The organism is Rossellomorea vietnamensis (genome assembly GCF_001305855.1).
Taxonomy (GTDB): domain Bacteria; phylum Bacillota; class Bacilli; order Bacillales; family Bacillaceae_B; genus Rossellomorea; species Rossellomorea vietnamensis_A.
This window is the reverse complement of the sequence record NZ_LIXZ01000001.1, coordinates 47101-60803: the sequence shown is the minus strand read 5'-3', so window position 1 is coordinate 60803 and position 13703 is coordinate 47101. Positions and strand designations below refer to the sequence as shown.

10 protein-coding genes are annotated in these 13703 nt (G+C 43.0%); all 10 read left to right on the top strand.

Going from position 1 to position 13703, the window contains the following annotated elements; genetic code table 11:
- The first annotated feature begins 74 nt into the window (after window positions 1–74).
- The 10 genes from tsf (at window position 75) to rimP (ending at window position 13668) form a co-directional block, all read left to right on the top strand.
- Window positions 75–956, top strand: a complete 882-nt coding sequence (gene tsf / locus AM506_RS00270) for a translation elongation factor Ts (RefSeq protein WP_060669689.1) — start codon at window positions 75–77, stop codon at window positions 954–956.
- Between the two features lie 87 nt (window positions 957–1043).
- Window positions 1044–1769, top strand: a complete 726-nt coding sequence (gene pyrH / locus AM506_RS00265; protein WP_060669687.1) for a UMP kinase — start codon at window positions 1044–1046, stop codon at window positions 1767–1769.
- A complete protein-coding gene (gene frr / locus AM506_RS00260) occupies window positions 1769–2326 on the top strand; it encodes a ribosome recycling factor (protein WP_060669685.1) in 558 nt (185 codons plus the stop codon). The genes pyrH and frr overlap by 1 nt, the downstream gene beginning before the upstream one ends.
- Window positions 2327–2602: 276 nt before the next feature.
- A complete protein-coding gene (locus AM506_RS00255) occupies window positions 2603–3394 on the top strand; it encodes an isoprenyl transferase (protein WP_060669684.1) in 792 nt (263 codons plus the stop codon).
- Window positions 3394–4176 carry a phosphatidate cytidylyltransferase gene (locus AM506_RS00250; protein WP_060669682.1) on the top strand — a complete coding sequence of 261 codons (783 nt, stop codon included), beginning with the start codon at window positions 3394–3396 and terminating at the stop codon, window positions 4174–4176. The genes AM506_RS00255 and AM506_RS00250 overlap by 1 nt, the downstream gene beginning before the upstream one ends.
- Window positions 4177–4222: 46 nt before the next feature.
- Window positions 4223–5365, top strand: coding sequence for a 1-deoxy-D-xylulose-5-phosphate reductoisomerase (gene dxr, locus AM506_RS00245; RefSeq protein WP_060670659.1), 1143 nt, complete (start codon window positions 4223–4225; stop codon window positions 5363–5365).
- Window positions 5366–5486: 121 nt separating this feature from the next.
- Window positions 5487–6743, top strand: coding sequence for an RIP metalloprotease RseP (gene rseP / locus AM506_RS00240; RefSeq protein WP_060669680.1), 1257 nt, complete (start codon window positions 5487–5489; stop codon window positions 6741–6743).
- Between the two features lie 144 nt (window positions 6744–6887).
- Window positions 6888–8591: a proline--tRNA ligase gene (locus AM506_RS00235; RefSeq protein ID WP_060669678.1), complete on the top strand. Its 1704-nt coding sequence runs from the start codon at window positions 6888–6890 to the stop codon at window positions 8589–8591.
- Between the two features lie 100 nt (window positions 8592–8691).
- On the top strand, window positions 8692–13011 hold the full coding sequence (locus AM506_RS00230) for a PolC-type DNA polymerase III (RefSeq protein ID WP_060669676.1): 4320 nt from the start codon (window positions 8692–8694) through the stop codon (window positions 13009–13011).
- A gap of 186 nt (window positions 13012–13197) precedes the next feature.
- The gene (gene rimP / locus AM506_RS00225; protein ID WP_060669675.1) at window positions 13198–13668 is read left to right on the top strand and encodes a ribosome maturation factor RimP; all 471 of its coding nucleotides are present in this window, start codon (window positions 13198–13200) and stop codon (window positions 13666–13668) included.
- Window positions 13669–13703: the final 35 nt, after the last annotated feature.

Genomic DNA, 13703 nt, shown 5'->3' with positions numbered 1-13703 from the left:
GAGTGTTGTACATTTATGACTCATACCAATAGGTCCCTGATGTCTACATAGTCAAACTAAGGAGGAAACCCACTATGGCAATTACTGCACAAATGGTTAAAGAACTTCGTGAGAAAACTGGCGCTGGAATGATGGATTGTAAAAAAGCGTTAACAGAAACTGGCGGAGACATGGACAAAGCAATTGACTTCCTACGTGAAAAAGGAATCGCGAAAGCAGCTAAAAAAGCGGACCGTATCGCGGCTGAAGGAACTACTTACATTGCAAGCGAAGGAAACACTGCAATCATTCTTGAAGTGAACGCAGAAACAGATTTCGTTGCGAAAAACGAAAACTTCCAAAACCTTGTTAAAGAACTATCTGATCATCTTCTTGCTAACAAGCCGGCATCTGTTGAAGAAGCTCTTGAGCAAAAAATGACAAATGGTTCAACTGTAAATGAATTCATCAACGCTGCAATCGCAAAAATCGGGGAGAAAATCACTCTTCGCCGTTTTGAAATCCGTACGAAAGATGATAACGCTGCGTTCGGTGAATACCTGCATATGGGTGGCCGCATTGCTGTTCTTACAGTAGTGGAAGGTACAACTGACGCAAGTGTAGCGAAAGATGTTGCCATGCATGCTGCAGCATTGAATCCTAAGTATGTTTCCCGTGATCAGGTTTCTGCTGAAGAAGTAGAACGTGAGCGTGAAGTACTTAAACAACAAGCACTGAACGAAGGAAAGCCTGAAAACATCGTTGAAAAAATGGTGGAAGGCCGCCTTGGTAAGTACTTTGAGGATATCTGCATCCTGGATCAAACATTCGTTAAGAATCCAGACCAGAAAGTTCGTCAATACCTTGAAGCAAACAAAGCTACTTTAACTGATTTCACTCGTTACGAAGTAGGAGAAGGTCTTGAGAAGCGTCAAGAAAACTTCGCTGAAGAAGTAATGAATCAAGTTAACAAATAAGATCAGCTAAAGTTGAACATTATTTAGTAGGGAACACCTAGTGTGTTCCCTATTTTTCAAGAAAAATTCTATTTTATGGAGGTTCCCATGAGCGTTCCAAAATACAAACGTGTCGTTCTTAAACTTAGTGGAGAAGCATTAGCCGGTGATGATGGCTTCGGAATTAATCCTTCTGTCATTAAAAATGTAGCAGAAGAAGTAAAAGAAATTGCTGAACTTGATGTAGAAGTAGCAGTTGTCGTTGGCGGAGGAAATATCTGGCGTGGTAAAATAGGTAGTGAAATGGGAATGGATCGTGCATCTGCAGATTATATGGGGATGCTTGCGACCGTCATGAACTCTTTGGCTCTTCAAGACAGTCTTGAACAGCAAGGCATCGAAACAAGGGTTCAAACATCCATTGATATGCGCCAAGTGGCAGAGCCATATATTAGACGCAGAGCCATCCGTCATTTAGAGAAGAAACGGGTTGTAATCTTTGCGGCAGGTACAGGTAATCCATACTTCTCAACGGATACTACAGCTGCGCTCCGAGCGGCGGAAATCGAAGCAGAAGTGATTCTTATGGCTAAGAACAACGTAGATGGAGTATACTCAGCAGATCCTAAGAAGGACGAAACCGCTGTTAAATATGAAGAACTATCTTATTTAGATGTTCTGAAGGAAGGCTTGGCCGTAATGGATTCAACAGCGTCTTCTCTATGTATGGACAATGATATTCCGCTTATTGTATTCTCAATTATGGAGAATGGAAATATCAAGAGAGCCATCACTGGTGAAAATATTGGTACAATCGTAAGGGGGAAATCATAATGCCAAACACGATCATAACAAATGCAAAAGAAAGAATGACAAAGGCCATTCAAACATTTTCACGTGAGTTAGCAAGCATCCGTGCAGGAAGAGCAAATGCTTCCCTGCTTGATAAGATCTCGGTCGATTACTATGGTGCACCGACACCGGTCAATCAATTAGCCGGAATCTCTATTCCTGAAGCCCGTATGCTAGTCATACAGCCTTATGACAAATCAGCTTTAGGTGACATTGAGAAGGCAATCATGAAGTCGGATCTCGGCATTACACCTACAAGTGATGGAAACATCATCCGTATCGTCGTTCCTGCTTTAACGGAAGAGCGACGCAAGGAACTTGTGAAGCTTGTGAAAAAAGAAGCGGAAGATGCAAAGGTCGCCATCCGTAATATTCGCCGTGATGCTAACGATGAATTGAAGAAAAAAGAAAAGAACGGTGACATCACTGAAGATGATCTTCATGGTTACTCTGATGATGTTCAAAAAGCGACAGATGAAAGTATCGTCAAAATTGATAACATCGCAAAAGATAAAGAACAAGAGATGCTGGAAGTGTAATCTTTCATAAACGAATCATTAGGGGCTGTCCTGTAAGTGAACTCATATTCCTTATGGGCCGGTCCCTTTTTTAGAGCAGAGCCAAAAATAATCGACATAGCTTTCCTTTTCTCTGGGTTGAGCGTTTTGTTACGGTCGTGATTGGGCGGACGATCCTGACAAAACGTTCTACTATTTTTATGAACATACATAATCTATTTTCTTAAAGATATCTTCCTTGTTTTTTGATATGATAGTAAAGGTAAATATTTTTTGGATTGTTGGTGGAGGATTTTTATGCTAAACAAGCTTAAACAATGGAAACGACAGCAAACTTCCGAGGAAGTGGATGATCGATTTCAGGAATTATTAAAACACCCGATTCCGGGTCATATAGCGATCATTATGGATGGTAATGGACGATGGGCCAAAAAAAGGGCGTTGCCAAGGGTGGCAGGACACCATGAAGGCATGAAGTGTGTCCGCAAGATTACCAAATTGGCAAATGAACTGGGACTCGAAGCTTTAACCTTATATGCTTTTTCTACAGAGAATTGGAAACGCCCTAAAATGGAAGTCGAGTTCCTTATGAAATTGCCAGAGGAATTTCTTGGGACGTTTCTTCCCGAATTAGTTGAAGAAAATGTGCAAGTGAAGATGATGGGCTCTCCGGATGCCCTGCCTGTCCACACGAGGACAGCCGTTAAAAAGGCCATGGAAGCAACAAAGCACAATGACGGGCTAATCCTGAACTTTGCTTTGAACTATGGCAGCCGGTCAGAAATCATCGATTCTATGAAGCATGTCTTAAAAGATGTCCAGAATGGAATACTAGATGAGAGTGATTTAAATGAAGAACTGTTTTCAAGTTATTTGATGACGAAAGATTTAAAAGATCCAGACCTGCTTATTCGAACGAGTGGAGAAATCCGTTTAAGTAACTTTATGCTTTGGCAATTGGCTTATACGGAGTTCTTTTTTACGGATGTACTGTGGCCGGATTTTGGTAAGGAACATTTAGTTGAGGCCATCGAGGCATATCAAGGTCGTTCAAGAAGATTTGGTGGGTTACAAAGCGAGGAATCCTAATGAAACAAAGAATTATTACAGCAGTGGTAGCAGCAGCAATATTTTTACCAATCATCATTTTTGGGGAAACGCCATTCATCATCTTAATGTATCTGATTGCTTCCATAAGTTTATACGAAGCTTTAAAGATGAGGGGGCGTTGGGTTTTCAGCATTCCGGGCTTATTATCCCTTGCTCTTTTGTGGGTGTTCCTCATTCCGACGGAAACGATCGGGATCATTACAGATTTCGGTTACTCCAAAATTGAGCTTGCCTTTCTTGCCGTGTTATTATTTTTAACGTATACAGTGGCCACCAAGAATCGTTTCAATTTTGATGATGTGGCGTTTTCACTTTTAAGCGTTTTATATGTAGGGATCGGTTTCTATTATTTCATGGAAATCCGTCTGGAAGGCGTGCAGTTTGTTTTTTATGCCTTATTTATCATTTGGGCAACCGACTCGGGTGCTTATTTCATTGGCAGGGCAATGGGAAAAAAGAAACTCTGGCCAGAAATCAGCCCGAATAAGACCGTTGAAGGTTTTGTTGGTGGCATCATCTGTGCTGTCATCGTGGGCGTCATCATGACGTTTTCCACCGACCTTGAGATGTCCATCCCGAAACTAGTGATCGTGACAGCGATTCTATCTATTTTTGGACAAGTGGGGGACTTAGTGGAGTCTGCTCTCAAAAGGCATTACAAAGTAAAGGATTCAGGACATTTACTACCGGGACATGGTGGTATGCTGGATCGTTTCGACAGCTTGTTATTTGTTTTACCCCTTCTTCACTTTCTGTTATAACGTGGACTTAAGGGGAGGTAGGTTGGAATCGGGAGGAGTGTAGTTGTTGAAGAAAATCAGCTTAATGGGTGCTACAGGGTCCATTGGGACACAAACCCTGGATATCATCAGGGAACATCCTGAAGAATTTGGACTGACAGCCATGTCTGTCGGCAAAAATATAGAAGAAGCCAGGAAGATGATCACTGAATTCAACCCCAGGCTCGTATCTGTACAGCGCAGAGAAGATGCTGAAACATTGTCAAGGGAATTTCCCTCATCTATAAAAGTCCTTCATGGAGAAGAAGGATTAGTGGAGGTAGCGTGTCACCAGGATGCCGATATCCTTGTGAATGCGGTACTTGGGAGCGTAGGATTATATCCTACCCTTCAAGCAATCGAGGCTGGGAAAACGATTGCGATTGCCAACAAAGAGACCCTGGTAACAGCTGGTCATCTAGTTATGGAAGCAGCAAAGGCCAAGGGGACGTCCCTGCTGCCAGTGGATAGTGAACATTCCGCTATCTTCCAGGCTCTTCAGGGAGAGCGGGAAAAGAACATAGAGAAGTTAATCATTACGGCATCTGGAGGTAGTTTCAGAGATCGTACGAGGGAAGAATTGGTCGGTGTCACGGTTCATGAAGCGTTGAATCATCCAAATTGGTCTATGGGGGCTAAGATAACCATCGACTCGGCCTCCATGATGAATAAAGGCCTGGAGGTCATTGAGGCTCATTGGTTGTTCGACATCCCATACGAGCGGATAGACGTTGTGCAACACAGGGAAAGCATCATACACTCGATGATTCAATTTCATGACTCATCTGTCATGGCCCAACTGGGTACACCGGATATGCGTGTTCCCATTCAATACGCCCTTACCTATCCTGACCGGCTTCAAAGACCTGGGAAAAGGCTGGACCTTGTAGAAATAGGGAAACTCCATTTTGAACAAATGGATTTAAATCGTTTCCGGTGCCTTGCTTTTGCATACGAAGCGGGAAGGATCGGCGGAAGTATGACGACGGTTCTGAATGCCGCAAATGAAGCAAGCGTAGCGTTGTTCCTGGATAATAAAATATCTTTCCTCGACATAGAAACATATATTGAAAAGGCTATGAATGCCCATCAGGTAATACATAGACCTGATCTTGAAACCATCCATGAAATCGATCTCGAGACCCGTCGACTCGTTTCAAGTTGGTTGTAGGCAAGGGTCTTTAGCATGTTTACACAGACTGTTACGTAGAATGATAGTGGACATGTTTTTTGCGGGATACTTTAACATTTAAATCTGTTACCAACAGGTTATAAAAAAGGTGGTTTTATATTTGCAAACGGTGATTGCCTTTATTGTTATTTTTGGGGCTTTAGTATTTTTTCATGAACTTGGGCATTTAATCTTCGCTAAACGTGCAGGGATCCTATGCCGTGAATTTGCCATAGGGTTTGGTCCTAAAATATTTTCTTATAAAAAGGATGAAACAACCTACACCATTCGGTTACTGCCTCTGGGGGGCTTTGTACGGATGGCCGGAGAAGATCCGGAAATGGTGGAGCTCAAGGCTGGTCATCGTGTGGGGCTTGTACTCGATCAGGATGAAAAGATCGTTAAAATCGTCATGAATAATAAAGATCGCTATCCTAATATTCGTGTCATCGAAGTGGAAGAAGCGGATCTCGAACATAGACTGCATATCCGTGGATACGAGGAAGACGAGGAAGAATTGAAAACCTTCCCGATTTCACGAGATGCGGTATTCATTGAAGATGGTGTGGAAACGCAAATCGCCCCATGGGATCGACAGTTCGCTTCCAAGACCCTTCCCCAAAGGGCATTGGCCATCTTTGCCGGACCATTATTTAATTTCATTTTGGCCTTCTTTATCTTTATCCTGGTCGGTCTACTACAGGGTGTACCAACAAACGACCCGGTGCTTGGGGAATTGACTGAAGATGGGGCAGCGAAAGAGGCAGGCCTTCAAAAGAATGACATCGTCATGAGTATCGACGGGAAAGAAATTTCCACTTGGGAAGATATTGTTACGATTATTCAGGAACATCCGGGAGATGAACTTCGGTTCAATGTTGACCGGGATGGTTCAAATGCTGAAATCCCTGTCACCCCGAAGCCTCAGGAAATCGAAGGGAAAGAGATCGGGATCATCGGCGTTCACAGTCCCGTAGAGAAGTCACCACTCAAGGTGGTCTCCAACAGTGCCCAGCAAACCTATGAATGGACTAAAATGATTTTTGTACTGTTAGGAAAGCTCGTGTCTGGGGAATTCTCCATCGATGCCTTATCAGGACCTGTGGGAATCTATCAATCGACAGACGTAGTGGCAAAATCCGGAATATACTATCTGATGAGATGGGCTGCCATCCTTAGCATCAACCTGGGAATCATGAATTTATTACCGATCCCGGCCCTTGATGGAGGCAGACTTCTATTCTTTGCCGTAGAAGCGGTCAGAGGAAAACCTGTAGATCGTCAAATGGAAGGAATGGTCCACTTCGTCGGATTCGCCCTTCTCATGGTACTCATGCTCGTCGTCACTTGGAATGACATACAAAGATTTTTCCTTTAGAATTCAACGAATGAAACAAAACAGGCAGATTCTCCCTTTGTAATCAAAAAATGAGGGTGTTACTGCCTGTTCTTTTAAGTTAAAATAGTGAGAAGGAAAATCTTACACTACATAAATAATTAATATGGTATGAGGTGCTAGTAAATGAAGCAACAAAATACATTCATCCCGACACTAAGAGAAACACCTGCTGATGCAGAAATTAAAAGTCATCAGCTTCTCTTGCGAGCGGGATTCATCAGACAAAATGCCAGCGGGATTTATAGCTTTCTGCCACTGGGAAACAAAGTGTTGAAAAAAGTAGAAGAAATCATCCGTGAGGAATTGGATGCAGCAGGGGCTGTTGAATTGCTTATGCCTGCCCTTCAACCTTCTGAACTTTGGAAGGAATCAGGCCGCTGGGGGACGTACGGACCTGAATTGATGCGAATGAATGACCGTCATGAACGTGAATTTGCCCTTGGAGCAACCCATGAGGAAGTCATAACCAGCTTAGTGAGGGATGAAATTAAATCGTACAAGCGCCTGCCCCTCACCATGTACCAGATCCAAACGAAATTCCGTGATGAGAAACGTCCCCGCTTTGGACTATTGAGGGGAAGGGAGTTCATCATGAAGGATGCGTACTCTTTCCATTCTTCATTTGAAAGCCTTGACGAGACGTATAATGCATTATTTAAAGCCTATTCCAACATTTTCAGTCGATGCGGTTTGAATTTCAGGGCAGTCATTGCTGATTCCGGTGCTATGGGCGGTAAAGATACACATGAATTCATGGTGTTATCAGAGGTTGGTGAAGATACAATCGCTTATTCTGATTCATCTGATTATGCAGCCAATATCGAGATGGCTGAAGTGGTGGATGCCTACACCGAATCAACCGAAGAGATGCTTTCAATGGAAAAGGTATCAACACCTGACGTCAAGTCCATTGAAGAAGTATCCTCTTTCTTATCCGTAGAGAAGGATCAATGTATTAAGTCTCTTTTATTTAAAGTGGATGATGAGTTTGTTTTGGTATTATCCCGCGGTGATCACGAAATCAATGATATTAAAGTGAAGAATCTTTTAAATGCAGGTGTGGTCGAGCTTGCTTCAGCTGAAGAAACGAAAGAGGTCACCGGTTGCGAAATAGGATCGATCGGTCCCTGCTCTTTAAAAGTGAAGATTGTAGCTGATCAGGCGGTCAAATACATTCGTAATGGTGTTACGGGAGCAAATGAATCAGGCTATCATTTCAGAAACGTGAATCCTGAACGTGATTTCGAGGTATCCCAATATGCAGACCTGCGTTTCATTCAGGAAGGGGATCCTTCTCCTGACGGAAAGGGAACGATCATATTCGCAAAGGGAATAGAAGTGGGACATGTTTTCAAACTTGGAACCAGGTATTCCGATGCTTTGGGAAGCTCATTCCTTGATGAAAACGGCAGGTCACAATCCGTTATCATGGGCTGTTACGGTATAGGAGTCTCCCGTACCTTAGCTGCTGTTGCTGAACAATTCAACGATGACAGGGGTCTTTTATGGCCAACGGATCTGACTCCATACGACCTTCATTTAATTCCCATTAATATGAAGGATGAAGCACAGGCAACCCTCTCAAACGAACTATATGACATATTTAAAGAAAACAGATATGATGTATTAATGGATGATCGAGCTGAACGTCCGGGAGTGAAGTTTGCCGATTCAGACTTGATCGGCCTTCCGATCCGCGTAACGGTCGGGAAGAAAGCCGGAGAAGGAATCGTAGAAGTGAAAGTTAGAAAAACCGGCGATGTGCTAGAGGTTCATAAAGATGAACTTCTCTCCAAGCTGCAAGAACTATTCAAGACACTTTCTTAAATCTAAAAGGGCTCGACTTTAAAGGAGGCCATCCTTTTGCTGTCAGCCCTTTTTATTCTGTAAACAAAATGATTCAAGAGTGGAAATGGGGGAAAGGAATATGGGAGAAAAGCCCCTGGGCAAAAGGGAAAGGTTTCAATTGCTGCTGCAACAGTTAGGCTTAACAGAGGATGCATTTGTAAAGTACTTCAGCCATGCTGAAATTGAGAAATTGGCAGTGTACCGCAAAGAAAGGAAATGGCATTTTTACTTTACGTTTGAGGAAATCATCCCTTGTAACGTGTGGAGCAAATTTTCCATTGCACTGCAGACGTCCTTTAAACATATTGCCAATGTAGGCTATTCGATCAAGGTGTTGAATCCCAATGTAACGGATCAGCATATTTTGGATTACTGGCAGGATTGTGTGAAAGAAATCCAAGGGATATCACCTCCTCTTTTAAAATTATTAAATACTCAAAAGCCGAAGATCCATGGAAACAAAATCATTGTTCAGGCTTCAAATGACACAGAAGCAACACAGCTCAAAAGAAAATACGGAGATATGATCACCTCCACGTTCGAAAATTTCGGTTTTCCTAAATTTGTTCTGGATGCTGAGGTAAGTCAAGTAGAAGAACAAAGCAATGAATATGAGAAATTTCTGGAAGAAAAGCTTAAAGAGGATCAGGAAAGAGCAAAACAGGCACTAATCGAAATGGAAAAAGCAGAAAAAGAGGGTCCAAGCGATGCACCGAGTGGCCCATTCATGCTTGGCCTTACAATCAAAGACGATGCTGACTTCCGTAAAATCGAAGAAATTTATGACGAAGAGCGTCGTATCGCCATTGAGGGTTATGTGTTCGATTGTGAGACTAGAGAACTCAGGAGCGGACGCACCTTGCTTACATTTAAGGTGACCGATTACTCGAGCTCGATTTTGGTCAAGATGTTCTCGAGGGATAAAGAGGACGCAGCTGTCATGAACAACATGAAGAAAGGTATGTGGGTCCGCTGCCGTGGAAGCATACAAAACGATACATTTGTACGGGACCTTGTGATGATCGCCAATGATGTGAATGAAATCAAGCCGGTCCTTAGACTCGATACTGCTCCGGCAGATGAAAAAAGAGTAGAGCTTCACATGCATACTCCAATGAGCCAAATGGATGCCGTCTCTTCCGTTGCAAGCCTTGTGGCCCAAGCGAAAAAATGGGGCCATAAAGCGGTTGCAATCACAGATCATGCTGTTGCACAATCCTTCCCGGAAGCATATAACGCAAGTAAGAAAAATGATATTAAACTTTTATATGGTGTGGAAGCCAATCTTGTGGATGATGGGGTCCCGATAGCCTATAATGATCGCGATCTCCCCCTCGAAGACAGCACATATATAGTTTTTGACGTTGAAACGACCGGGCTTTCCGCAGTATACGACACCATCATTGAACTCGCGGCGGTGAAAATTAAAGATGGCGAGGTCATTGATAAATTCGAGTCATTTGCGAACCCTCATCATCCGCTATCTGCCACGACGATTGAGTTGACGGGCATTACCGATGACATGGTACAGACTGCACCAGAGATAAATGATGTCCTCCTCAGATATCATAAATGGGTCGGGGATGATATTCTGGTCGCTCATAATGCATCCTTTGATATGGGGTTCTTGAATGCTGGGTATCAAAAAGCCGGTATTGAAAAAGCTTCCAATCCCGTCATAGATACATTGGAACTTGCAAGACTGCTTTATCCGCAATTTAAGAATCACCGTCTGAATACACTGGCAAAAAAATTCGATATTGAATTGACCCAGCATCACCGAGCCATCTATGATGCCGAAACCACTGGGTATCTCCTTTTGAAAATGCTGAAAGATGCAGTCGAAAAAGGAATCACTAATCATAATCAATTCAATGATTATATGGGGAAAGGCGATGCGTATAAACGTTCAAGGCCATATCACTGTACGTTGATCGCCCAGACGGAAGAAGGATTGAAAAACCTTTATAAGCTTGTTTCCATTTCTCACATGAATTATTTCTTCCGGGTACCAAGGATCCCCCGCTCCCAACTGCAAAAGTACCGTGCGGGAATCCTGGTAGGTTCAGGCTGTGACAAAGGAGAAGTATTCGAAGGGATGATGCAGAAAGGAAAAGAAGAGGTGGAGGAGAAGGCCCATTTCTACGATTATCTGGAAGTTCACCCTAAAGAAGTGTACCAGCATTTGATTGAATTAGATCTCGTTCAAAGCCAGAAGAACCTGGAAGATATCATCCAAAATATCGTTGAGTTGGGAAGGAAACTGGATAAGCCTGTTGTAGCGACTGGCAACGTTCATTATTTAAATGAAACGGATAAAATATACCGTAAGATCCTCGTGGGGTCACAAGGTGGAGCCAATCCGTTGAATCGTCATGAACTTCCTGATGTTCATTTTAGAACAACGAATGAAATGCTGGATGCTTTCTCTTTCCTTGGTAAAGAAACGGCTAAAGAGATCGTAGTGGATAATTCGAATAAGATTGCCGATATGGTAGATGTCATTAAGCCGATCAGGGACGATCTATATACACCGAAAATCGAAGGTGCCGACGAGGAAATGCGCAGGATGAGTTATGCCATGGCGAAAAGCATTTATGGCGAAGTCCTTCCGGAAATTGTCGAAGCCAGAATTGAAAAAGAGTTGAAGAGTATCATCGGACACGGTTTCGCGGTCATCTATTTAATCTCTCATAAGCTGGTTAAGAAATCGTTGGACGATGGTTATCTGGTTGGTTCACGGGGGTCGGTCGGTTCTTCTTTCGTAGCGACAATGACGGAGATCACGGAAGTAAATCCACTGCCTCCTCATTACGTCTGTCCGACCTGCAAAAAATCGGAGTTCTTTGATGATGGATCAGTCGGGTCGGGTTTCGACCTGCCTAATAAGGACTGCCCGGATTGCGGTGTCCCTTATAAGAAAGACGGACATGATATACCGTTTGAAACCTTCCTGGGGTTCAAAGGAGACAAGGTTCCGGATATCGATCTGAACTTCTCGGGTGAATATCAGCCGAACGCTCATAACTATACAAAGGTTCTTTTCGGGGAAGACAATGTATATCGGGCAGGTACGATTGGGACAGTGGCGGAAAAGACCGCCTACGGTTATGTAAAAGGATACGCGAATGATCATCAGCTTCAGATCCGTGGAGCGGAAATTGACCGTTTGGTAAGTGGATGTACCGGTGTCAAGAGAACAACCGGGCAGCATCCCGGAGGAATCATCGTTGTCCCTGATTATATGGATATCTTTGATTTCTCACCTATCCAATTTCCCGCTGACGATTCGAATTCCGAATGGAAAACGACGCATTTTGATTTCCATTCCATACATGATAATCTCTTGAAACTGGATATCCTGGGACACGATGACCCGACTGTCATCCGTATGCTTCAAGATTTATCCGGAATCGATCCCAAGACGATTCCCACCGATGACCCTGAAGTGATGAAAATCTTCAGCGGTACAGAATCCCTGGGTGTAACAGAAGATCAAATCATGTGTAAGACGGGTACACTCGGGATCCCTGAATTCGGTACGAGATTCGTCCGTCAGATGCTTGAAGATACAAAGCCGACAACGTTCTCCGAGCTGGTCCAAATTTCAGGGCTTTCACACGGTACCGACGTATGGCTCGGGAATGCACAAGAGCTCATTCATAACAACATTTGTAATCTGAGCGAAGTGATCGGGTGCCGTGATGATATTATGGTATACCTGATCTATCAGGGACTCGAACCTTCACTTGCCTTTAAGATCATGGAATTTGTCCGTAAAGGAAAAGGTCTTCAGGAAGAATGGGTAGAAGAAATGAAGAAGAACGGGGTACCGGATTGGTATATTGATTCCTGCCTGAAGATTAAGTATATGTTCCCGAAAGCCCATGCTGCCGCTTATGTATTAATGGCTGTTCGTATTGCGTACTTTAAGGTGCATCATGCACTACTTTACTATGCCGCTTATTTTACCGTCCGGGCGGAAGATTTTGATATCGAAGCGATGGTAAGAGGATCACAGGCTGTAAGAGCCAAAATCGAGGAGATCAATAGTAAAGGCCTGGACGCATCACCGAAAGAAAAGAATACGTTAACGGTTCTGGAGTTGGCACTTGAAATGTGCGAGAGAGGCTATAAGTTCCAGAAAGTTGATCTGTACCGTTCAGCGGCTGCTGAATTTGTGATCGATGGAGATACTTTGATTCCCCCATTCAACTCCATACCCGGACTTGGAACCAATGCTGCCATCAATATTGTAAACGCAAGGCAGGATGGGGAATTTCTATCTAAAGAGGATCTTCAGCAAAGAGGCCGCGTGTCCAAGACCATTATCGAGTATCTGGATAATCACGGATGCCTGGAAGCTTTGCCGGATAAGAACCAATTATCCCTGTTCTAAGACTGATACCATGGGAATTGTTTGCATAAACATGTTGATTATGGTATATTTTTATTGGAAATACTAAAGATAGCTCTAAAGGTAGAAGAGTGGGGTCGCACCCCACTCTTTCGTTATTACATGGAGATTTTTGAACTATCATTTCTAGTCTTGGTGCACGATTTTCATATAGACCAGGAGGTAAGTATGAGCAAAATAACAACACTAGTAGAAGAAATTGTTACACCAATCTTAGATGACATGTCTTTGGAACTCATTGATATGGAATATGTTAAAGAAGGATCCAATTGGTTTCTTCGCATATTCATCGACAAGGATTCCGGTGTTGACATTGAAGAATGCGGAATAGTAAGTGAAAGACTTAGTGAAAAGTTAGATGAAATTGACCCAATTCCTCATAATTACTTTTTAGAAGTTTCTTCACCGGGTGCTGAACGTCCTTTAAAGAAAGACAGGGACTTCGAAAAAGCCATCGGCAAAAATGTATATGTTAAAACATATGAGCCAATGAACGGCGAAAAAGCATTCGAAGGAACACTTCTTTCCTATACTTCAGACCTATTATCATTAGAAGTAACCATTAAGACTCGAAAAAAGAAGGTTGAAATTCCAACAGATAAGATAGCCATTGCGCGATTGGCTGTTACATTTTCATAGGAACTAACCGCACTATAAAGGGGGATGAAACCACC